Here is a 23,666-nt window from a genome sequence, read left to right as displayed (position 1 = left end):
TACTTTCAATATCTAATTGTTCATTCTATAAACATCTATGACACCATTTAATCTTCTTATTTTTTTAATAATTTCTTTAAGTTGCTCTACAGTATTTATTTTAATCTTTATATTTACAACTGCAATATTTCCCTTTGATGATTTTGCATTTAAAGCATTTAAATGTAGCTTTGTCTCTGTTATTATCATCATAATATCAGATAATATTCCCATTCTATCTTCTGCTTCAACTTGTATTTCAGCTACATACCCTGCGCCTTGTTGTGTTCCCCAAGATACATCTACAACTTTTTCCTTATCATATTCAATTAAGGCTTTAAGGTTACTACAATCTTTTCTATGAACAGATATTCCTCGACCTTTTGTAATATAACCTTCTATATTATCACCTGGTACTGGATTGCAACACCTTGCAAATCTAACCATAAGGTTATTTAGTCCTTTAACTGTAATACCATAATTGTTAGTTTTAGTATCTTTTTCATTTTTTGATATATGTTCATCAATAGTTTTAATTACTTCTTCTTGCGTTGGCTTTTCTTTTTCAACTATATTATCTTCTTTCAATTTTGAAATATAAGTTGATGCAGATAATAATCCAACTCCTATTGTTGAATATAAATCATCCATACTATGAATGTTATTTCTTTTTATTATTCTCTCATAAACTTCGCCTTTTGAAATTTCCGAATAAATTACACCTTGCTTTTTAAGCTCTTTTTCAAAAATTTCTTTACCCTTGCAAAGATTTTCTTCCTTTTTAAGCTTTTTAAACCATTGTCTAATTTTACTTTTAGCTTGATTACTCTTCGCAATATTTAACCAATCCATATTAGGACCTTTTGCTGTTTTCGCTGTTAAAATTTCAACTATTTCACCAGTTTTAAGTTTATAGTCTAAGGGAACTATTTTCCCATTAACCTTTGCTCCAACACATCTATTTCCTACATCAGTATGTATTATATATGCAAAGTCAATTGGAGTTCCTCCATTTGGCAGATTTAAGACAACCCCTTTAGGAGTAAATAAGAAAATCTCATCTGTGAATAAATCTATTTTAAATCCTTCTATAAACTCCTCTGCATCTGAGGTTTCTTTTTGCCATTCAAGCATATCTCTAAGCCAAACGAGTTTATTTCCAAAGCCCTTATCTTTATCTTTATCCTCATGAGTATCCCCTTCTTTATACTTCCAATGGGCTGCAATACCATACTCAGCTGTTTTATGCATTTCAAAGGTTCTTATTTGTATTTCAAAAGTTTTTCCTTGTGGCCCTATAACAGTAGTGTGCAATGATTGGTACATATTTTGTTTTGGCATAGCAATATAATCTTTAAATCGTCCAGGAATAGGTTTGTAAATTGTATGTACAATACCTAACACACCATAACAATCCTTTACTGAATTAACTAAAATTCTTATTGCAGTTAAATCAAATATTTGTTCTATGCTCTTATTTTTACTAACCATCTTTTTGTAAATACTATAAAAATGCTTTGGTCTTCCTTCTATGTCCGAATCTACTCCTGAATCTTCTAATCTATTGTATAAATCTTTTGTAATATCTTCTATGTAACTTTCTCTTTCTACTCTTTTTTCTGCTATTTGTTTTACTAAATCATAATATTCTTCTTCATGTAAATATCTAAAAGAAAGATCTTCAAGTTCCCATTTAATTCTAGACATCCCAAGTCTATGTGCCAGCGGCGCATAAATATCTAATGTTTCCTTCGCCTTTTGCTTTTGCTTTTCTTCGGTCATAAATTTAAGTGTTCTCATATTATGTAATCTATCTGCTAGCTTAATAATAATAACTCTTATATCTTTAGCCATAGCAAGAAGCATTTTCCTCACATTATCCGCTTGTTGTTCTTCTTTTGTCTTATATTCTATCTCTCCAAGCTTTGTAACACCTTGAACTAGATTAGCTACTTCTTCATTAAACATTTCACTTATGTCTTCATAAGTATAGTGAGTGTCCTCAATAACATCATGTAGTAACCCTGCTACTATCGTACTAGTATCCATACCCATTTCTGCGAGTATGGTGGCAACATCTATTGGATGTATAACATAAGGTTCTCCTGATTCACGCCTTTGCTCATTATGAGCTTCCGTTGCCAGGTCACAGGCACTCTTAACAACACTAATATCAACATTGTTACAATTTTCTTTTATTTTTTCAAGCAGGTTCTCTATCATTATGGACTACTCTCCTTTGGATACATTAAAATTCTAAAATCAAAGGCTGGTTAAAAAACCAGCCATTTTCCTTAATTATATCCTATTTAGTTAGTATTTTCAATAAGTCATCCTTAAAAAATAACAACTGAAAGATTCTTAGGATTTTTTATTAAAAAATGTCTAATATTAGATATCATATTGTACTAATGACATTATTTCATAACTTCCAAGCTTTCCTCTTCCATTTAACTCTGTTAATTCTATTGCGAAATCTAATGTAACAACTTCTCCTCCAACCATTTCAACAAGTCTCGCCACAGCTTCTATTGTTCCACCAGTTGCTAACAAATCATCTACAATAGCAACTCTTTGACCTTTTTTAATTGCATCTTTGTGTATTTGTAATTCATCGCTGCCGTACTCAAGTTCATATTTTACTGAAACTGTTTCACCTGGTAACTTACCTGGCTTTCTTACTGGAACAAATCCAATTCCCATTGCATAAGCAACTGGCACTCCATAAATAAACCCTCTCGCTTCTGGTCCAACTATTAAATCAATTTTTTTGTCCTGTAAGTGTTTAACTATTTCATCTATAGAATATCTTAAAGCCTCTCCATCAGCAATTACAGTACTAATATCTTTAAAGCTTATTCCTGGTTTTGGAAACCCATCAATTATTCTTATCTTATCTTTTAAATCCATATTAATTCCTCCATCTATTAGAAATTAGAAACTATATAATTAAATTATATAGTTATCTTTGATTGGTTTAAATATTTCGTTATTTGCTCTGCTCTTTCTTTTTTATCAGTAGTTAATAATTCAATAATAATACGAGCATTATCCATCATTCTGACTGCATTAATTATAGGTGTAATAACCTCAATTATCTTTAGTATACATTCATTATCCATTTCTATTATAGAGTAATATTCCATTATTGCTCTTAAACCATAATTATTTGTATTTATTAAAAACTTTCTGCCTTCTTTTAATATAACTCCATTTTCACCTTTTAAAGGAACCTCTGCCCACTGTGCTCCTATTAATATTAAATCCAAGTATTTGTTAATACTTTTAATATTATAGTATATTGCAATTGCTTGCATTAGTTTAAAAGTTAAACCACTTACTGATAAATTTTTATATCTGTATTGGCAACCCTTTTGATTTGGATTTATATATATGTAATTATGATTTTCTTTAATATTTTTATTATCCAAAACCATTAATTCTATACCAAGTTCGTTGCAAAGAGACTCCTCTTCTATGGAACTAAGGCCTATTCCTAGGGTAATTAAAAGCTGGCCCCCTAAAAAATCAACATTATTAATTATATCTTTAGACGTTATTCCAGAGTTTTTTTGGCTATTATCATGAATTATGTATTCTATATCTGCATTTAAATACCTTAAAACTAAAATTAATGACGATATTGCACATATTCCATCTACGTCAGGCACACCATAAATAACTATTTTTTCTCTGTTATTTATTGCTTTTACCATACGTTCAATTGCTTTGTTCATCCCCTTAAGTATAAAGGGATTATATCCGGTTATATAATTTGGACTATAAATACTCTCCCAAAACTTGCGCATGATAAACTCCTCCATAAAATAAGAAAACAGGTATATTATAATGTATAAAGTTACATCTTTCAAATGTTTTCTTTAGAAAAATAGTAAACCTCCAAATTATTATGGAGGTTTAACATTATAGCGAGCTTCCAAGCTTAAAATATCTTCTTTTAATTAGGGGAACTTCACAACTTTTAGCTCCCTTATCTACATTAAGCTGTTTCAACCACATTTTTCTTTTTTACTTTTTTCTTTAAAATAACCCATACTGGTGATGCAATAAATATTGAAGAATATGCTCCAAAGGCAATACCTATAACTAATGGGAATGAGAATTCTCTTACTGTAGGCACAAATATATTAACAGCTACTATAGAAAATAATGTTGTTAATGTAGTATTAATTGATCGGCCCATTGTTTGAGTTAAACTTACGTTAGCAATTACTTCTGGCGTAGATCTTCTCATATTTTTAGAATTTTCTCTCATTCTATCAAAAATAACTATAGTATCGTTTATTGAATAACCAATTATAGTTAATATAGCTGCTATAAATGGTGTATTAACTGGAATATAAAATATGGCAAATACGCTTAATGTAATTAACACATCATGTACTAATGCTACAAGTGCAGCAATACCATAATTCATTTCAAATCTAATTTGAATATATATTAGCATAGCTATACATGCTATTCCTAGTGCAACTAATGAATTCTTAGCTAATTCTTTACCAACCGATGCCCCAATTGAGTCCTCTGAAACTGGTGCAGTTTCTTCTAAATTATAAGTCTTTTTTAATTCTGAGAATAATTCTGAAACCTTTTCTGTTGGTAAATCTTTAGATTTTATTTCATATTGAGTTTTGTCTATTTTATTAGTTGATGCATCTGATGCATATTGTTTAACTATTACATCAGCTTCTTCTTTATCAAAGTCTTTTCCCATTTCCACTACAACTTGTGTACCGCCCTTAAAGTCTATTCCAAAGTTAAGACCTCTAGTAAAAATAAATCCTAGTCCTATTACTATAATTATAAGGGAGAATGCAAACCATATTTTAGTCTTTTCTATTATTCTAAGCATCTTTAGATCCCCCTTTAACTCTAAATTGAGAAATGTTTTTTAAGAATCCCATTTCAACTGATAAGTTAATTAGTTTTTTTGTAATTACTAACGCTGTAAACATACTTACAAATACACCTATCATTAAAGTTGCTGCGAAACCTTTAACTGCTCCTGTTCCTACAAAATATAAAACAAGTGCTGCTATTATTGTAGTTACATTTGAATCTATAATTGATGATGCTGCATTTTCAAAACCTTTTTTAATTGCACTTTTTATTGATATACCTTTAGATAATTCTTCTTTGGTTCTTTCAAATATTAATACATTCGCATCTACTGCCATACCAATGGTTAACAAGAACCCTGCAATACCTGGTAATGTTAGTGTTGCCCCTACTTCTACAAATATTAATAATACTAAAGTAACATATGCTACTAATGCAATACTTGCTATTAATCCTGGTACTCTGTAATACGCTATCATAAACATGAAGATTAGTGCTATACCTACAGCACCTGCTTTCAATGCATTTGGTAATGCTTCTGCACCAAGCTGAGCTCCTACATTTTTAACTGATACAGATTCTAGGGCAACTGGAAGTGCTCCTGAATTAATAAGGCTTGCTGTATTTTGAGCCTCTTTAAGATTTTCACTTCCTGATATAATCGCTTTTCCATCTGCAATTTTTGTTTCAACTACTGGACTTGATATTTCGTCTTCATCCATAAATATTGTAATTTTCTTTCCTATATTATTTCCTGTTGCTTCTGCAAATTTTCCTTTTCCGTCATCATTTAATTCTAAAGATATAACAGGTTTATTTGTTTGATTATCTAATATAGCTGTTGCTTTTGATACATCTTTACCTTCTAAAACAACACTACCTTCTGAATCTTTAAATTCTAATTTTCCGGATTTAGTTAAATTCTTAACTATATCACTTGAATCGAAAGCTCCTGGAATATCTACTCTTATTCTTTTTTGACCTTCTGTTGTAACAGTTGTTTCTGATACTCCAAGCTTGTTAACTCTAAGCGCTAACAATTGTCTTGTCTTTTCTAAATCTTCTTTTTTCACATCTTCATCTTTAATTTCCATAAGTACAGAAACTCCACCTTGAAGATCCAAGCCCTTTGTTATTACCTTATCAAATGATTTGAACTCATATCCTGCTATTTTAAACCCCTTGAAGCCTATAAATGCTAATGAAAATATAGCAACGACACATAGTATAAATATTATTGCGCTTTTACGTTTATGTTTATGTTTGCTTTGTGCTTTCATTGTCTTCCCCCTCTGTTACGTTTTCACTATAAATTATATTACTTATGTTAACTAATTTCAATACTCATTGTAAAAATTTAAAATTTTATTGTAGTATTATCGCAACCTATACACATATTTCTAAAAAAAGGCCTAAAAAATAAGAAGTTAAGAACTTAATTTTCAAGTTCTTAACTTCTTATTTTTTTAAGATGTCTAAATTATAAATTAATACCAAGCATACCAGCTAAAGTTCCAACCCCTATAGACATTAGAAATCTATAGAATTCATACATACCAAGATGAGCCTCCCCACCAAAAAGAATATATATTAGGTATAAAGCTATGTAATAAATAGTTCCAACTGTGAGCCCAATCATCCACCCTTTACTACCTTGAGATTTTGCTGCAACAATTGCTCCGATAACTAAAGCTACACATGATATTACAACGTAAATTACATTTAATACAGTTTCACTAAAATCAACTTTAGTCATAACAATAGAAAATATTAAATTAAATACAATTGATATAACAAGTGCATATAGCACTCCTTTAATAATATTTTTTGAAAAATCTTTTATTTCCATAAAAAAACACCCCCGACACTTCATTTTATGAGGTATCTAGAGGTATTATTCTTATTCTACATCTTTATTTATTTTACTTGCTATTCCATTCTTTGAAATCTTTAATTTTGTTCTTGCTGTACTTGTTTCTATAACAAAATAAGTCTCTTCACAAGTTACTATTCTACCCATTATTCCGCCTCTTGTTAAAACTTCATCATTAACTTTTAATGATGACATCATTTCATTATATTTTTTTGTTCTCTTTTTTTCAGGTAGTATAAGTAATAAATACATAAGCCCGAACATTAATACAATTGGTACAAAGGTTGTTATTAACTTTAAATCCATATATGAACCCTTCCCTTCCTTGTTTAGTCCAAAGATCCTTAAGAATCTTTGACTAATTTTTTCAAATTCCTTATTTTACAATGCTTAATTAATGTTATATTACTTACATAGTATTGTCAATTATTTTAAACAATAGAACTTACTTTCAAATTCCTTAAGCTCTACCATCCCATTCTTTTAATTTTTGCGCCTTAAATTGCTTAAAGCAACCATTATCTAAAGCCGCTCTTATATCTTCCATTAATTTGTTATAGAAATATAAGTTATGCAGAACACATAGTCTCATTGCAAGCATTTCTTTTGCTACAAACATATGTCTTATGTAAGCTCTTGTATAGTTCTTACATGCAGGACATTCACAACCTTCATCTATAGGAGTTGCATCTAATTGAAATTTAGCGTTCCTTAAGTTTATTTTTCCATTCTTAGTGAATACCTGCCCATGCCTTCCGTTTCTTGCAGGTAATACACAGTCAAAGAAATCTACACCTCTTTCAACAGCTTCTAAAATATTACTTGGAAGACCAACACCCATTAAATATATTGGTTTATCTTCTGGAAGATGCGGTACAACAGCATCAATTACTTTGTACATTTCTTCGTGTGTTTCACCAACTGCAAGGCCTCCAATTGCATACCCATCTAAATCCATTTTAGTAATAGTTTTAGCATGTTCTATCCTTATATCATCATAACATCCACCTTGGTTGATCCCAAATAGCATTTGTTCTTTATTTATAGTTTGTGGAAGTTCGTTTAATCTATCTATTTCCACTTTACATCTTTCAAGCCATCTTGTAGTTCTTTCTACTGATTTTTCTACATAATCTCTAGTTGATGGATTTGGAATACACTCATCAAAAGCCATAGCTATACTTGATGCTAAATTACTTTGTATTTGCATACTTTCTTCTGGTCCCATAAATATTTTCCTACCATCTATATGAGATGAGAAATAAACACCTTCTTCTTTTATCTTTCTCATTCCTGCAAGTGAGAAAACTTGGAATCCACCTGAATCTGTTAATATTGGTCTATCCCAATTCATAAATTTATGTAATCCACCTAGCTTATAAACAACGTCATCTGATGGTCTTAAATGAAGATGATAAGTATTTGAAAGTTCAACTTGGCATCCTATTTCCTTTAAATCCATTGATGATACCGCACCTTTTATAACTGCCAGTGTACCAACATTCATAAATACTGGTGTTTCTATAGTTCCATGAGGTGTTTCAAATCTACCTCTTCTTGCTTTTCCTTCTTTTTTTAATAATGTATATCTCTTTTTACTCAAAAACTTCACTTCCTTTTGTATTTTAGCACTTGAAAAAATAATAGACTAGAAAATTGGTCTATTATTTTTTCAGATGATTAACTATTGTATAAACATTGAATCTCCAAAAGAGAAGAATCTATATTTTTCCTTTACTGCTTCATTATATGCATTCATAACATTTTCCTTAGTTGACAATGCAGAAACTAACATTATTAATGTTGATTCTGGCAAATGGAAATTTGTAATTAGTGCATCTATTACTTTAAATTTATAACCTGGATATATAAATATATTAGTCCATCCACTATCTTCTTTTACAAATCCATTTTCGTCACCAATAGTTTCTAATGTTCTTGTAGAAGTTGTCCCAACAGAAATAACTCTATTTCCTTTTCTTTTTGTATCATTAATTAAATCAGCATCTTCTTTTGTTAAGGAATAAAATTCTGAATGCATTACATGATCATCTGTACTTTCAACCTTTACTGGTCTAAAAGTTCCAAGACCTACATGCAGTGTTAAATAAGCTATATTAACACCTTTAGCTTTAATTTTTTTTAATAGTTCCTGGGTAAAGTGTAACCCAGCTGTTGGCGCAGCAGCTGATCCTTCTTCTTTAGAATAAACAGTTTGATATCTTTCTCTATCCTCTAGCCTCTCTGTTATATATGGAGGAAGTGGCATTTCGCCAAGTTCATCTAAAACTTGTTCAAATATACCCTCATAAGAAAATTCTATTATTCTATTTCCTTCTTCAACTATATCTACAACCACGCATTTAAGCTTACCATCTCCAAATATGAACCTTTGCCCTATTTTAGCTCTCTTACCTGGCTTTGCAAGACATTCCCATTTATCTCCTTCTATTCTTTTCAGAAGAAGAAATTCTATTTTGGAACCTGTTTCTTCCTTTTCGCCTATTAATCTTGCTGGCATTACTCTAGTATTATTTAATACTAGAGTATCTCCACAACCTAAATATTCTAAAATATCATGGAAATTTTTATGATTTAACTCTCCAGTCTTTTTATCTAAAACCATTAATCTTGAAGAATCTCTTTTTTCTAATGGATGTTGAGCTATTAATTCTTGAGGTAGCTCAAAATCAAAATCACTTACTTTCATATTTACTCTCTCCTAACTTTCAAAAAAGTTTTCTTGTGTTTCTATTTTTTTACTTTTTATCTTTCCTAAATGCTCATAAGCCTTATCTGTTGCCACTCTCCCTCTTGATGTTCTTATTATAAAACCTTTTTGAAGAAGATACGGCTCATAAACATCCTCTAGAGTTCCCAGTTCCTCGCCTATAAAATAAGATAATGTTTCTATCCCAACAGGACCTCCATTAAAATTATCTATAATAGATTCTAAAATTTTATTATCAACTCTATCAAATCCCTCTGCATCAACTTCTAGCATTTCTAAAGCTGCTTTCGCTTCTTTAAAGCTAATTAATGACTCTGAATAAACTTGAGCATAATCTCTAACTCTTTTTAGAAGTCTATTTGCAATTCTTGGAGTTCCTCTTGATCTTCTTGCTATTTCAATAGCACCTTCTTCTGTAATATCACATCCTAGAACAAATGAAGATCTAATAATTATTTCTTTTAATTGATCATCTGTATAGTATTGCATATCACATAAAACGCCAAATCTATCTCTTAAAGGTGCTGTTAACATTCCAATTCTAGTAGTTGCCCCTATCAAAGTAAACTTTGATAGGTCTAATCTAATAGATTTAGCTGCTGCACCTTTACCAATAACTATATCTAGCACATAATCTTCCATTGCAGGATATAGTATTTCTTCAATACTTCTGTTTAACCTATGAATTTCATCTATAAATAAAACATCATTATCTTTTAATGTTGTAAGTATAGCTGCTAAATCTCCTGCTCTTTCGATTGCAGGCCCCGAGGTTATTTTAAGTTCTCCACCCATTTCTTTTGCGATAATATTTGCAAGAGTTGTTTTTCCAAGGCCTGGTGGTCCATATAAAAGGGCATGATCTAAAGCTTCTCCCCTTGTTTTTGCAGCTTGTATAAATATATTCAGTCTTTCTTTAACTTTATCTTGTCCTATATATTCACTTAATCTCTGAGGTCTTAAACTTAATTCATTATTTACATCATCTAGTATTTCTGATTGGGTTATAATTCGTTCCATAACTCACCCCTATCCCATTAAAACTTTAAGACAACTTTTAATCATACTCTCCAATGTTTCAGTCTTATCAACCTTCTTTAAAGCATTTTCTGCTTCTTTTTCTGAATATCCAAGTGCAAGTAATGCTCCTAAAACTTCGCTTATAACACTTGCATAACTTGCATCTATATTCTCAAAGCCTTCTACGCCTTCAACTAATTCATCTGGTTTTAATTTATCTTTAAGCTCTAAAATAATTCTACCAGCTGTTTTCTTTCCTATTCCCGGAGCTCTGCAAAGATGTTTTTCATCACCCATCAGTATTGAATATTTTAAATTATTTATTCTACTTATTGATAATAATGATAAAGTTGCTTTAGCTCCAACCCCATTAATTCCTATAAGCATTTTAAACATCTGAAGTTCCTCTTTTGAATCAAACCCATAAAGACCTATAAAATCTTCTCTTACTATTTGTTCAAGATATAACAAAACATTTTCTCCAATTTTAGGCATGGAGGACATTGTTGCTCCTGAAGTAAAAATTTTATATCCAAATCCATTATTTTCAACAATTACATAATCTTTATTTATACCTATATACTTTCCTTTTATATATTCATACATACTATTTTTCCTCCACTGTTCAAAGTAAATCTACACTATATTTTATCATTATACCCCAAATAATTCAACCATTACAAAATTAGTGATTTAAAGAAAAAGAAAAAAATAACAAGTCAAGCTGTCTTGTTATTTTCTTTCAAATCCATTAATCATAATTTCACTTTTACATTTCTCCAAAAGGTTCTATCATATCAACAGTTTTCACATCATGTAAAATTACATCTAATCCTAAATTATATATATTAAAATCTATTTTTTCTTTTAATAGTTTAGATATAACTTCTTCTTTTTCTTCATCAAAAACCAATTCTTCTCTTAACTTCTCTAAAAAATCTTCTAAATAATAAACTATACATTCGCCTTCCTCCACTCCTAAGTGTTGACAAATGTTTAACCTAGTTTCACCAACCATTTCTTGTGAATCATTATATTCTTCTTCCTTAGAATACTCTTTAATTTTATTTTCATAATACAGATTTATACATGCTTTCGCTAAATCTAAATCATTAAACCCTTTTGCGGCTCCACTTGGCATAACTAAAATAAATTCATTATATGGACTTAGGCTCATAATAATTCCTCCTCAATAAATGAAATCTTTTTACATTTTATTTATTCCCTTTTTTCTTTTAGTTTACTCCAAATGTAACTTGGTAAAAATTAATATTACTAACTTAAAATATTTATACTTTAGTCATATTTACCTTAAATATGAAAAAAACAGAGAATTCTACTTTTAACATTAGATTCCTCTGTTTCTTTATTATATTGAATTTGTACATCTTCATTTATACTGAATTCAAACCCTTTTCTATGATGTATATGCGGTTAACCTCATATGTGCTTCTTCTTCAGTATCATAATATTTTTCAAAATTTCTTAATGATTGCTGATTTACTTCTGGAAGAATATTTATAGGAGCTTCACCCACATAAATATCATTTGGCTTACCATTCTCATCTGTTTTAAATATAGCTAGCATCCCATCCTTTTCACCTAAATAAAATTTATTTGGAATTAAAACATGTTCACTTTGTCTATTAAAAACTAGTTTATCTTCGTTTATTTCACCACCGCTATATCCTTTACTTTTTAAAGCTTTCGCTAAAGATTCCTTTGTAACTTCACCAGTTAATCCTAATTCAACTTTTAATTCAGATATTTTTTTTTCACTATCAATATTATCTTTAGTTTTTAATATAACTATTGTATCATCTTTTAAAGCTTGGGGTGTTTGATTAAGAACAACCTTTCCACTTTCATCATCTTCAGCACTTGTTTTACTTGGACTATTAAAATAATCAGTGATAAAATAAGTTCCACAAAAAAGTATTGCTAAAAAAGCTATAGCTGATAACACTTTTGCCATTCTATTTTTATCTACTGGTTTTTTTTCATTATTATTGTTGTTATTATTTTCTATACTATTCATTTCCATCACTCCTTATCCATATTCTTCCCTTTCATAGCCTTTTTAATCAGTATAAATAAAAAAAGTTATTATAAGATTTCTCTTATAATAACTTTTTTATCTCTCAAGGCATCTTCAAAAAAATAATTATCTTTCTTCTCCAATAAAGAACACAGCTAAAGTTCCAGGTCCTGAATGTGAACCTATAACAGGTCCTACAGGATTAATAATAATATCTTTAACTTTATTTTCTTCTAATAATAAGTTCTTTAAATGTTCAGCCTCTTCAATACAATCTCCATGACTTATAAATATTACTTGCTTTTCTGACTCTATAATTCTTTCTTTAACTATCTCAGCTAAAGTTCTAATCGATTTTTTTCTCCCTTTAACTTTTGAAATAGGAATAAGCTTTCCATCATTATTTACATTCATTATAGGCTTTATGTGCAAAACAGTTCCAACTGTTGCTGCTGTTTGAGAAACTCTTCCACCCCTCTTTAAATGATTTAAATCATCAACTGTAAACCAATGATTAACTTTAAGTTTATTTTCTTCAATCCATTCTACTATTTTTTCTTTTGTATATCCTCTATTTAATAAATTGCATCCATAATGTACAATTAATCCAAGACCTAATGATGCGCTTTTAGAATCTATTACGGTAATATCCGCATCTTTATATTCTTCTAGAACTGTCTCTCTTGCAATACTAGCACTATTTATACATCCACTTAATCCAGATGAAAAACCTATATAAATAACTGCTTCACCTTTTTCTACATGTTTTTTAAAACTTTTAATATATTCAAAAGTATTTGCACAAGCTGTAGATGTTAGATCTCCTCCCCTTAGTGCATTATAGAACTCCTTATTCTCTAATGTTTCGCCTAAATCATCAGGAATATCTTCTCCTTTTATGTTAACTATTAAAGGCATTACCTCAATCTTATTTTCTCTTACAAAACTTATTGCTAAATCACAACAAGAATCCGTCATAATTACTACTTTCATATTATTTTCTCCCCCATAACACATTTAGCTCTCACAGTAACTCTTTAAAGCTTGTGATTACTCAATTTTATTGATTTTAATCTTATTGACTTCTTCAGCTCATAATCCATTTTCTCTACAATACCTTGAAAGTTCTATATTTAGTATAGCACTTTTAGAAAATAATAACTTCTTACACTATTATTATTTCAATTTTCTAAAAAAAAGAACATAAAAAAACTCATAGACTAAACACTTTTTTCATATGTTCAGTCTACAAGTATTACTTTGATAATGGACTATGCTTTTTAAAAATTCCTTTAAAATTAAATCTGCCCTATTGATTTGATTTCTATTTGCATATCATTTATTCTAATATTTATATCATCATAATCTAATCCTTCAAATATTTTAACATGTTTATTCGTTATTCCAAAATACCAATTTTCTATATCATCATTCGTATAGTTTTGAGTTTCAACAGGAATCCACCCTTGCTCCTCAATAAATACTTCTGCCCATGAATGATAGTTTTCCGCTGATATTTTACCTAGAATAAACTTGCACGGAATACCAATATTTCTCATTATAGCAATAAAAACATTTGTACATTCAAAGCAGGTTCCCGTTCCATTTCTTATTGTTTCTGTTACACTTTCTCCAAAAGTTTCTCCATTATGGATTCTTTTAAGCAAGTCTTCATTATTTTTTATATTTCTTGTAAAGTTCAATGCTTTCTTAACAATGATATTTTCCTGCTTTTCATCTTTTATTATTTTCTTTATTAATTTATTAACTTCAACGTGATCACTTTGTATATATTTTGTATATTGTAAATATTTATTTAAATCTCCTATATCTAATTGTTGTTGAATAATTAAAGGATTAATTTTTATTATGACTTCACAACAAGGTTTTTTCCTCACTATATTCTTTATTCTTTGATGAGCTGAATTTAGTGCTGTTAAATCTAAATTATCAGCTTTTATTGTATACGTTCTTTCTCCTAAAAACTCATCTAAAAAATATTTATCTGTAAACTGTGATGTTTTCTGTAATATTATTTCTACTACTTCATCAGTGCTCTTATCTTCTGTATTAATATGATGTTTGAAAAAACTTTCTTTAAATAATTCAACACAACTTTCACCTTGTTTATATGGCCATGAGCCTATATTATCTCCTCGATTTAAAAGTCTTTTGTACACTTCATCTAACGATGCTGTTAAGCAATAATGGTACACTTGACCATCTAAGGCTTTAAATCCATTATATATATAATTAAAATATTCTTTTTTCCTTATTGTCATTGGAACTATTAAGTTCTTCTTATATTTAAGTATTAATTCTCCACCTATCTCAACAACTAATTTCCTCCATATTTCTAAATCTTGAAAGTCATCAGTTAATTCTTTGTCTTTTTTTACATTATCTATAATAATATTTTTTAGCATAAAACCAACTTCTTCAGGATCATAAATCATACTATTTGGTATTTTATCAATTAACTTTTTGCCAACAGAGGTTTTGCCTACTCCAAAAGCTCCATTTATCATAATTATCAATATTTACCTGTCATTATATTAACCACTTTCCTCACTCCCTAACCTTAAGACATTTTTAAAAATATATATCTAAACCTGATTTCTTATTTTTTAAAATGACTAAATTATATTAATATTATTTTACACCACTTAAAAGGATTAAACTATATTAAATTTTGTTCTTTGTTTTTTTTTGGGATATTTTTTATCAAGCAGATTAAACATTTTTAATTTAAGAATATTTTCATTCTATATTATTTCAAATTTAGGGTTTTTTATCTATTTATTGACATTTGGTTGTTTAAATTATATCATATCTATATACTATTTCATTCGGAGGAATTATGATTAATATAAAGAAGCTTTTACTAATATTTTGTTTATCAATTTTAATTACTTTTTTATTTAATATATCATCATTTGCTAATACTAATTTATATAATAATAAATATGTATCTGATGCAATTCCATCCAATAATATTCTTGTTATGAATTCATGTAATAAGACTGATTTTCATAGTTCTTTATTTGAAGGTCTTAGTTTATCTATTGAAGATAATTTACCTAACTATAAAATTTTCAAAAATAGTACACTAGGTTTATCTGATGATGAAATCATAGCAAATATTAAATCTTTAATTAGAGATAGTAAAAACAATATAAAATTAGTCGTTTGCCTAGATGCTAACTCCACTTCTTTCTTTGAAAAATATGGTGTTGAGCTCTTTGGCTCTACCCCAATTTTATTTGGATATGAAGGAGATAATCCTATTCCTATAGGCCCTAATATGGGCGGTATTTTTGCACCTTATAACTTAGAAGAATTTTTAGACACTATACTTATTCAACATAAGGATACTACTCAAATAAACTTTTTAATAAGTAAAGCTATAAGAGATACTTATTTTTTTGATAAAATAGAAGAATATATAAACAAAAAATTATCTGATCCAAATAACACTTTATATTATAATGTTGTAGATGCAGGTCAATCTTATGATTCAATTCCGCCTTTAACAAAGGAACACTCTCTTAATATAGTTTATTCGCCTATAAGGTTAAAGTATTCAGAAAACGATTTAGGTAGATATAGTACACCTTATGGTTCCCTTGAAAAAATTTTTTCTAAAACATCTAATCCAACTTACGGAGGCTTTAAAACCTTTGGCACTAGATTTAATATTGGAGCTTGTATGTATGATGGTTTTTCTATTGGCACTAAACTTGGAGATTATGCATCTAGCATATTAAAGGGTTCTTTATCAATAAGTACTTTAGGCATTAATCCAGTTCATAAAGGGCCTATACTCTTTATCAACGAAGAACTCCAATCTTTATATAAGTTCCCTAACAAATTTTATAAAACAGTTTACTATAATGCAGGTAATACAGAGTCTAACTATAGCAAAAGAAAAATTCGAATTTTATCTTTTGTAGCTATTATTACACTCTTTCTATTAATTATTTGTATAGTTATAAATTGTTTTAAAAGAAAAGCTCTTAAAGAACGACAAAAACTAGATTTTATTAAAACTAATTTTATTGCAAATGTATCTCACGAACTAAGAACTCCCCTTAATATAATAATAAGTACTATACAATTATTTGATGTTTATTCTGAGAATGGAGAAATAATATACAACAGCGATAGAGCAAAAGAAAAAACTAAATATTTAAAAGGTAATAGTTTTAGACTTCTGCGACTTGTTAATAATATAATTGATATCACAAAAATAGATTCTGGCTATTTTTCAATAAATAAAACTTCAATTAATATTGTTGAGGTTATTGAAGAAGTAACATTAAGTTCAGTTGCCTATGCTGAAAAAAAAGAAATAAATTTAATTTTCGATACAAATGTGGAAGAAATAATTTTACCTGTTGATAGTGATAAAATAGAACGTATAATTCTTAACCTATTATCTAATGCTTTAAAATTCACACCTCCAAGTGGAACAATTACAGTTACTGTTTTAGATAATATAACTTGTGTTACTGTTATTATTACTGATACAGGTATTGGAATTGCAGAAGACCAATTTGATATTATTTTCAAGAGATTTAGACAAGTAGATGGACCTACCTATAACAAAAGCGAAGGTAGTGGTATAGGTCTTGCACTTTGTAAATCTATGATTGAAATGCATAATGGTACAATTAAAGTAGAAAGCAAAATAAATGAAGGAACATCATTTATTTTAACTATTCCTATAGAAAAATCAGAAAATCCTAATCATGTTCCTAATTTACAAAATACAAATAAACATGATATTATTCAAGTTGAATATTCAGATTTTCTAAATTATATGTAAGTGGTCTTTAAAAATATAGATTTCACCTTGATTTGTTATTTTTCAAACATATAAATAAAAAGGTTATGCTAAAAGCATAACCTCTTCTTCAAACGTCCAAAACCCCAAATAATTCTAAGTATTTTTCATATCCTTCTTCTTCTAAATTTTCAAAATGTATAAATCTTAATGCTGCAGAATTTATACAATATCTTAAACCTCCTAATTCTTCTGGTCCATCACAAAACACATGTCCTAAATGACTTTCAGAGTTTCTACCTCTTACCTCTGTTCTATGGATTCCAAAGCTTGTATCTCTCTTTTCTTTAACCGCTGTTTTTTCAATTGGTTTTGAAAACGAAGGCCATCCACAGCCAGATTCGAATTTATCAGTGGAGATAAATAAAGGTTCCCCTGTAGTAATATCTACATATAATCCTTCTTCGAAAGAATTCCAATATTTATTATCAAAAGGTGGTTCTGTAAAACTTTCTTGTGTTACCTTATATTCAATTTTTAAAAGTTCTTCTTTTAATTTTTCTTTACTTTTCTTTACATATTTTTTCTCCATTAATCTTCACCTACTTTTTATATTGTTTTTTGATGTTCCTTTATAACCTTATTATTCTCTACTTTATCCACCTTAATCCGTAGTACATTTACACATATCCATTATAAACTTACACTGTATCCTATTACTACCTATCGTAGTATAACTAATCACTTCAAAAATTTACTGTTTCTGTAAAAAAATTTCAAAGTCTACATCATGTTAATTCTATAACTAATATCTTCATTTCATCTTGAATCAATGAAACTTTGTAGCCTTCTAATATTAACCAATTTATTAATTCTTTCTCTAAAGCTTCTTTGTCTTCATCTTCTATAGCAAAAATTGCTGATATTTTATTAATTCCAACACTTCTGCCGTATTCTATATTTTCCATTATTTTATTTTTATTCTCTTGAAGCTTCTCATCATAATTATTAATAATAAACCACTCCTCTTAATTATTCTCTTTATATTTTACCATTTAATAACAATAATTATAACTAAATTATATTTTATTTCACCATTATAAGAATTTCTTAATTTATTCTTAAAACTATAATATTTGAGTAGTTTAATTAATAATATTAAAGTACAATATAATTATAAGGCATCTTCAAAAAATGCCTAACTTTTAAAAGGAGAATTTTTATATGAAAAAGCGAATTATATCAACACTTACTCTTTTTATTTTTATTTTTTCTGGTTTTACCTTAAATGTACAAGCTGAAAATAAAGAAAGAGTAACTTTTGGAACTGACTTAACAGATGCTCAAGAGCAAGAAATGTTAAAGGGATTTGGTGTTTCTTCTGATAACGTAAGCATAGATAGAATAACTAACGAAGATATTATAAAACAACTTGGATTAGATCCTAATGATAAATCTAATTATCAAGGAGGTTGCTATTCTTCTTCTTATGTAAAATTAAAAAATGATAATGGAATTGTAGTTGATGCTAAAAACCTAACTGAAGTAACAGGTTTAATGCTTTCAAACGCTCTTTTGACCTCTGGTGTTACTAATGCTGAAGTTAAAGCTAGCTCTCCTTTTCCAGTAACTGGTACTTCTGCCCTGTCAGGTATATTAAAAGGCTTTGAAGCTATTCAAGGAAAAGAATTATCTTTAAAAAATAAGAAAACAGCTCAAAAAGAAATTGAAACTACATCTACTTTAGCTGATGAAATAGGTTTTGATGAAGCTGCTGCAGTAATTAACGATGTTAAAACAGCAGTAATTAAAAAGGCTCCTAAAACCGAAGAAGAAGTTTCTTCTATAGTACAGGATGTTACTAAAGATTATAAAATCCCTTTATCTGATACTCAAAAAGAGAATGTTACAAATTTAATGGTAGATATAAAAGATCTTAATATAGATTATAGTAAAGTAAAAGATACTCTTAACAATCTTACTGATCAACTATCTACTGCACTTGATAAAGCAGGTACCCAGCTATCTGACAGTGGTTTTTTTCAAAAAGCACTAGATGGTATTGGTGATTTCTTAAGTGGCATAGGTGATTGGTTTAAATCCTTAGCTTCTAAGGATTCAGCTGTTGACCCGCATTATACTTAAATATAATAAAAAGGCTTTAGAGTAGTAAAAATCACTATTCTAAAGTCTTATTTTTATTGTCTATATAAGTTATTGCAAAGTTTCTTTTCAGGTTTAGGAACTCTTCAATATCATTTAAGAATTGTAACAATTGCGCTCTATTTTCAAATTCATCTCTAGATTTAGGAAGTTCCATTCCCTTAAATTCTTCTCTTAGTAGTAAAACGTTTTTCATAAGTTCCTTACAGTCATTATCTTCTGTTATATTCTCTGCTACATTATTTGTAAACTCAGCTATTAATTTTGTTTGTTCAAATGACATATAAAATTTTTCAAAATGAATTCTCATTTTTTTAATTATATCAAATTGATTTATTCTCATATTTATATAATCTATATAATATGAACTTCTATTAAAGAAATTGTTGTTAACAATTTTATAAGCTCTATTTTTACTTTCTTTAAGATTTTCTTCTATTTCATCCATTAGTTTTTGTTCGTAAATATCTACTGAATGAGTAATTAAAGATTTACTCATTCTTGAAATTATAATCCTAAAACTATTTTCAATTTGCTCTCTATCATCTTTAAAACTATCTTCAAGAGATGGCATAAATAAATTAGCTATTGATGCTATACCTATCCCAATAAACATTAAAAGCAGTTCGTTTTTCAACATAATTAAAGTAATATTACTCGCTACTAAAAGATGAGTTGATAATACTACAGTAGCTATCATACCCTCTTCTACTTTTAATTTTGAAGTTAATGGTATAAATATTATTAAAAATACTCCAAACCCTATTGAATTATGACCTATAAAGTTGTATATAATTATTGATAGTGCTAGTCCTATTAAACATGCTAAAACTCTATTTTTACCAATAACCAAGGCTTTTTTTCTAGTATCTTGAATGCTCAAAATTGCAATCACTGCTGCTACTGTTGCATAATCTAAATTTAACAATTCAGCTATTATTAATGCTATCGTAGCTGATACTGCCATTTTGAAAGCTAAATTATAAATATATTTCATTTTTTCCTCCATCTAATATATAGTTATCTACCTATCTTTTTATTTTCTATTTTTTTAAAATTCTATCTTTTATAAATATTGCAACTGAATCGCTATTATTATCACCTATAGTAGCTGTTGCAATTCCCTTTAATTTCTCTACTGCATTTCCCATAGCATAACATTCTGTTGAAATCTCAAACATAGGAATATCATTTAAATTGTCTCCAAATGATATAATTTCTTTGCTATCTACATATCTTTGCAAGTATTTAACACCATTTGCTTTAGATGCTTTATCGCTATATACTTCATAAAAATAATGACCTTCCCCGTATATATCTTTGTGATATTCTGCAATTAGTCCTTTTATATTACTTACTTTGTCATGAATTTTGTTAACTCTATTAAAATCATCTAAAATTACAAAATTAATTACTTTAGAATCTTTTAACGCGTCTTTATAGTTATCAACTTTCACAAAAGTTTTTAATGATTTATGGCACCTCTCATCAAAGTATTTTTGTTCATATTTATTAATAAGTTCTTTGTGATATACAAATAAATGATTGTTTTTTATTGCATAAATAAACACTTGTTTATTAAACTCTTCAAATATATTAATTATATCTTCGACTAAAGGTTTTTCTATTTCTTTAATGTCTATGTACTTTCTATCATTTACATTATAAATCAAAACTCCATTCATAAGGGTAATCGGAAGCTTAAGATTAAGTCCTTCTAATATATCGACTACTGTTGCAGGTGTTCTTGCTGTTGCTATTGTAAAATTAACACCTCTGTCTATTAACTTGTTTAATTCATTTTTAGAGTATACTGATATTTCTCTATCTGTATTTAATAATGTTCCATCTAAATCTGATACGAATAACTGCATTTATAACTCCTTTTTAGTCATTTGCAAAAATAACAAGTCAATGGGTTCTACATATTGGCTTATTATTTTTTTGAAAATGCCTTATCTTTTCTTATTTACATATCCACAAGTTTTGCATAGATCTTCTACTGCTGTTCTTCTTGAGAAACCATCATATATATCACTAGCTCTTTTAGATTCTAATATTTCTTCTAATTCTGTTTCAAATATATTCCCAAGATTCATATTTCCTTCACTATCTAAGCAACAAGGTACAACTGTTCCATCAACTAATATTCCAAATTGGTCTCTTAGCCCATAACAAAACATTCTTTCATTTGAAGGGGCAATATTTATGTTTGGCCATTCAAATTTTTCTGCCATACTTAAATATACGTCTTTAAATAGTTTTGTGCTATTCTTTTCTGTAAAAGTCTCTTTTAAATCATAATTAAGTTCAAATTTTTCTTCTAGTATTTTAAATATATTTTTATTTAATGAATTACTAGCCTTATGTCTTGTATCTAAATTCCATAGTCTCATAGATGTAATTATATTAGTATTATCTCTTGCTTCTTTTACAAATTCAATAATATTATCTATGTATTCATCAAAATCAACATCATCTTCATTAGCTTCAAAGCTATGAAGTGACATATTTACCTGCCTTAATGCAGGTGACGATAGTAATACCTCCCTCGCATTTTTTATTAAAGTTCCATTAGTTGTTATATTAACCTTTAACCCATATTCATTACTTATTTCTAAAAACCTTCCTAACTTTGGATTTAATAAAGGTTCTCCCATTAAGTGAAAATATATATGATCTGTATATGGTTTTACACTTTTTAAAACATGTTTAAATGCTTCTTCCTCCATAAATTCTAACTTTCTTCCTGTCTTAGGACAAAAATTACAATTCAAGTTACATATATTTGTTATTTCTATATATACTTTTTTAAATTTTCTCATTAAAATGCTCCTATTCTTATGTACTATTAATTTTTATAGAGCTAAAAGAAAATAACTAGTTATTTTTTGAAGCTCTCTTATTGATATCTATAATATAATATATTTTTTTCATAAAGTAAAATAATGCTTTTAATTGAGTAACTATAGTTTAAAATAGACCATCAAATTAGCTTGTTATTTTTTAATATTTCTTTTTAAAAATATAAATATATATACAAAAAAAACTAGTAAAGGATGATTCTACTAGTTTTTTACATTTTACTTATAAGAGCTTTTTAAATTATTTATTTTCTTGTATTAATTCAATTATTCTCTTTCCACATCTTGCACCTTTACATCCACCAGTAGCTGCCCCTGTCTTTTCTTTAACTTGGTCTAAAGATTTAGCACCACTTTTTATCGATTCAATTATAATTCCTTCTGTTATATTTTTGCAAATACATACTACTTTATCATTACTCATTATTTTATCTCCAATCATTAGTTAGTTTGTAATTTTATTATAAAATAATAATCATTATTTGTAAATAGCTATCATTCATATAATTATTTTTTTATATTTAATATCTTTCCACAACTTATATTAAATATTCATATCTCTTCTAAAATTTCTAAGACTTTCTTTTTCAAAGTTCATTAATTTTATTTTAAGAAAAAAAACCTCCAAGTTGAAGGTTTTTTAAAAACTATATAGCAAGAAAATTTTGTATTACAAGCAATGCTTTAATATCTATTTTTTCACTTGATGCTATTATTTCTTTAGCCTCTTCCTTAGAAACTAACTTAACTTCAATATCCTCATCATCTTCTAAGTCATCATCAGATATTTCTCCATTACAATCGCAATAAACTAATGCTACTGATTCATCTGTCATTCCTGTTGATATATATAACTTTGATTTAGTTTTTTCATAATCAATTTTGACTAAATCAAGACCTGTTTCCTCTTTTAATTCACGTCTTACAGTTGTTTCAAACTCTTCACCAGCATCTATAAGCCCTGCTGGAATTTCGTAAACATAATCATTTAGAGGAACCCTAAATTGCTTTATCACCACTAATTTATTTTCATCTATATGAGTTGCTACTATTATAACAGCATCTATTTTACCTTCTTCACCATTAAAAAATATATTTTCAATAGTTTCTAAAGGCTTTCTAGATGCAATAGACCAATTCTTAGTAGCCCCAAACTTATTAGTATATTCTGCATTATACATCTTTAAATAAGGTGTATCTGCAATAGTAGTAATATTTTTAATTTTAACATCTTGTCTTTCCATAATTAAAATCTCCATTCCATAGTTATTTCTTTAGTTTAGGGAAATTCAAATAAATATACTAACTTTCTATTTATTTAAATTTCCCTTAATCATTTGAAACTTTTCTAC

At 28.1% G+C, this 23,666-nt stretch carries 24 protein-coding genes; 2 read left to right on the top strand and 22 right to left on the bottom strand.

Going from position 1 to position 23,666, the window contains the following annotated elements; translation table 11 throughout:
- Positions 1 to 12: 12 nt before the first annotated feature.
- The 15 genes from BLS77_RS14250 to BLS77_RS19955 all read right to left on the bottom strand — a co-directional run bounded on the left by BLS77_RS14250 (position 13) and on the right by BLS77_RS19955 (position 15,029).
- The gene (locus tag BLS77_RS14250) at positions 13 to 2,202 is read right to left on the bottom strand and encodes a RelA/SpoT family protein (protein ID WP_089971306.1); all 2,190 of its coding nucleotides are present in this window, start codon (positions 2,200 to 2,202) and stop codon (positions 13 to 15) included.
- A gap of 168 nt (positions 2,203 to 2,370) precedes the next feature.
- A complete protein-coding gene (locus BLS77_RS14245; RefSeq protein ID WP_089971303.1) occupies positions 2,371 to 2,889 on the bottom strand; it encodes an adenine phosphoribosyltransferase in 519 nt (172 codons plus the stop codon).
- 44 nt (positions 2,890 to 2,933) lie between these two features.
- Positions 2,934 to 3,788, bottom strand: a complete 855-nt coding sequence (locus tag BLS77_RS14240) for a DHH family phosphoesterase (protein WP_089971290.1) — start codon at positions 3,786 to 3,788, stop codon at positions 2,934 to 2,936.
- 191 nt (positions 3,789 to 3,979) lie between these two features.
- Positions 3,980 to 4,852, bottom strand: a complete 873-nt coding sequence (gene secF, locus BLS77_RS14235; protein WP_089971286.1) for a protein translocase subunit SecF — start codon at positions 4,850 to 4,852, stop codon at positions 3,980 to 3,982.
- A complete protein-coding gene (gene secD, locus BLS77_RS14230) occupies positions 4,845 to 6,119 on the bottom strand; it encodes a protein translocase subunit SecD (protein ID WP_089971284.1) in 1,275 nt (424 codons plus the stop codon). Before secD ends, secF begins: the two co-directional genes overlap by 8 nt.
- Before the next feature lie 200 nt (positions 6,120 to 6,319).
- Positions 6,320 to 6,688, bottom strand: coding sequence for a TIGR04086 family membrane protein (locus BLS77_RS14225; protein ID WP_089971281.1), 369 nt, complete (start codon positions 6,686 to 6,688; stop codon positions 6,320 to 6,322).
- 51 nt (positions 6,689 to 6,739) lie between these two features.
- Positions 6,740 to 7,018: a preprotein translocase subunit YajC gene (gene yajC / locus BLS77_RS14220; protein ID WP_089971277.1), complete on the bottom strand. Its 279-nt coding sequence runs from the start codon at positions 7,016 to 7,018 to the stop codon at positions 6,740 to 6,742.
- Between the two features lie 154 nt (positions 7,019 to 7,172).
- Positions 7,173 to 8,315 carry a tRNA guanosine(34) transglycosylase Tgt gene (gene tgt / locus BLS77_RS14215; protein WP_089971274.1) on the bottom strand — a complete coding sequence of 381 codons (1,143 nt, stop codon included), beginning with the start codon at positions 8,313 to 8,315 and terminating at the stop codon, positions 7,173 to 7,175.
- An 81-nt stretch (positions 8,316 to 8,396) separates the two neighbouring features.
- Positions 8,397 to 9,422, bottom strand: coding sequence for a tRNA preQ1(34) S-adenosylmethionine ribosyltransferase-isomerase QueA (queA, locus tag BLS77_RS14210; protein ID WP_089971272.1), 1,026 nt, complete (start codon positions 9,420 to 9,422; stop codon positions 8,397 to 8,399).
- 12 nt (positions 9,423 to 9,434) lie between these two features.
- Complete coding sequence (ruvB, locus tag BLS77_RS14205) at positions 9,435 to 10,463, bottom strand: Holliday junction branch migration DNA helicase RuvB (protein ID WP_089971269.1); 1,029 nt, start codon at positions 10,461 to 10,463, stop codon at positions 9,435 to 9,437.
- Positions 10,464 to 10,472: 9 nt separating this feature from the next.
- Positions 10,473 to 11,069 (bottom strand): Holliday junction branch migration protein RuvA, encoded by a 597-nt coding sequence (gene ruvA / locus BLS77_RS14200; RefSeq protein WP_089971267.1) that lies wholly within the window; start codon positions 11,067 to 11,069, stop codon positions 10,473 to 10,475.
- A gap of 163 nt (positions 11,070 to 11,232) precedes the next feature.
- The gene (locus BLS77_RS14195; protein WP_089971261.1) at positions 11,233 to 11,640 is read right to left on the bottom strand and encodes a hypothetical protein; all 408 of its coding nucleotides are present in this window, start codon (positions 11,638 to 11,640) and stop codon (positions 11,233 to 11,235) included.
- A gap of 240 nt (positions 11,641 to 11,880) precedes the next feature.
- Positions 11,881 to 12,501: a hypothetical protein gene (locus BLS77_RS14190; RefSeq protein WP_089971258.1), complete on the bottom strand. Its 621-nt coding sequence runs from the start codon at positions 12,499 to 12,501 to the stop codon at positions 11,881 to 11,883.
- 126 nt (positions 12,502 to 12,627) lie between these two features.
- Complete coding sequence (locus BLS77_RS14185) at positions 12,628 to 13,494, bottom strand: DegV family protein (RefSeq protein ID WP_089971255.1); 867 nt, start codon at positions 13,492 to 13,494, stop codon at positions 12,628 to 12,630.
- 305 nt (positions 13,495 to 13,799) lie between these two features.
- Positions 13,800 to 15,029 carry a transglutaminase domain-containing protein gene (locus tag BLS77_RS19955; protein ID WP_207648695.1) on the bottom strand — a complete coding sequence of 410 codons (1,230 nt, stop codon included), beginning with the start codon at positions 15,027 to 15,029 and terminating at the stop codon, positions 13,800 to 13,802.
- A gap of 332 nt (positions 15,030 to 15,361) precedes the next feature.
- Here BLS77_RS19955 and BLS77_RS14175 point away from each other — a divergent pair, with 332 nt between their 5' ends.
- Positions 15,362 to 17,329 (top strand): sensor histidine kinase, encoded by a 1,968-nt coding sequence (locus BLS77_RS14175; RefSeq protein WP_089971252.1) that lies wholly within the window; start codon positions 15,362 to 15,364, stop codon positions 17,327 to 17,329.
- A gap of 88 nt (positions 17,330 to 17,417) precedes the next feature.
- Here BLS77_RS14175 and msrB read toward each other — a convergent pair whose 3' ends face one another.
- A complete protein-coding gene (gene msrB, locus BLS77_RS14170; protein ID WP_089971249.1) occupies positions 17,418 to 17,879 on the bottom strand; it encodes a peptide-methionine (R)-S-oxide reductase MsrB in 462 nt (153 codons plus the stop codon).
- Between the two features lie 196 nt (positions 17,880 to 18,075).
- Positions 18,076 to 18,255 (bottom strand): hypothetical protein, encoded by a 180-nt coding sequence (locus tag BLS77_RS14165; protein WP_207713944.1) that lies wholly within the window; start codon positions 18,253 to 18,255, stop codon positions 18,076 to 18,078.
- 256 nt (positions 18,256 to 18,511) lie between these two features.
- On the opposite strand from BLS77_RS14165, the gene BLS77_RS14160 reads away from it, so the two are divergent.
- Positions 18,512 to 19,432: a DUF1002 domain-containing protein gene (locus BLS77_RS14160; RefSeq protein WP_089971244.1), complete on the top strand. Its 921-nt coding sequence runs from the start codon at positions 18,512 to 18,514 to the stop codon at positions 19,430 to 19,432.
- Between the two features lie 34 nt (positions 19,433 to 19,466).
- On the opposite strand, the gene BLS77_RS14155 is transcribed toward BLS77_RS14160, so the two are convergent.
- From BLS77_RS14155 to BLS77_RS14135, 5 genes are all read right to left on the bottom strand, one after another.
- Positions 19,467 to 20,447 carry an aromatic acid exporter family protein gene (locus BLS77_RS14155; RefSeq protein WP_089971242.1) on the bottom strand — a complete coding sequence of 327 codons (981 nt, stop codon included), beginning with the start codon at positions 20,445 to 20,447 and terminating at the stop codon, positions 19,467 to 19,469.
- A gap of 46 nt (positions 20,448 to 20,493) precedes the next feature.
- On the bottom strand, positions 20,494 to 21,324 hold the full coding sequence (locus BLS77_RS14150) for an HAD family hydrolase (protein WP_089971240.1): 831 nt from the start codon (positions 21,322 to 21,324) through the stop codon (positions 20,494 to 20,496).
- Between the two features lie 81 nt (positions 21,325 to 21,405).
- Positions 21,406 to 22,275 carry a radical SAM/SPASM domain-containing protein gene (locus BLS77_RS14145; protein WP_089971237.1) on the bottom strand — a complete coding sequence of 290 codons (870 nt, stop codon included), beginning with the start codon at positions 22,273 to 22,275 and terminating at the stop codon, positions 21,406 to 21,408.
- Between the two features lie 280 nt (positions 22,276 to 22,555).
- Positions 22,556 to 22,738 carry a (2Fe-2S)-binding protein gene (locus tag BLS77_RS14140; RefSeq protein WP_089971235.1) on the bottom strand — a complete coding sequence of 61 codons (183 nt, stop codon included), beginning with the start codon at positions 22,736 to 22,738 and terminating at the stop codon, positions 22,556 to 22,558.
- 223 nt (positions 22,739 to 22,961) lie between these two features.
- Positions 22,962 to 23,558: an NUDIX domain-containing protein gene (locus tag BLS77_RS14135; RefSeq protein ID WP_242873991.1), complete on the bottom strand. Its 597-nt coding sequence runs from the start codon at positions 23,556 to 23,558 to the stop codon at positions 22,962 to 22,964.
- Positions 23,559 to 23,666 lie beyond the last annotated feature (108 nt).

The organism is Clostridium gasigenes, from assembly GCF_900104115.1.
Classification (GTDB): domain Bacteria; phylum Bacillota; class Clostridia; order Clostridiales; family Clostridiaceae; genus Clostridium; species Clostridium gasigenes.
This window is presented reverse-complemented; position numbering and strand designations above follow the sequence as displayed.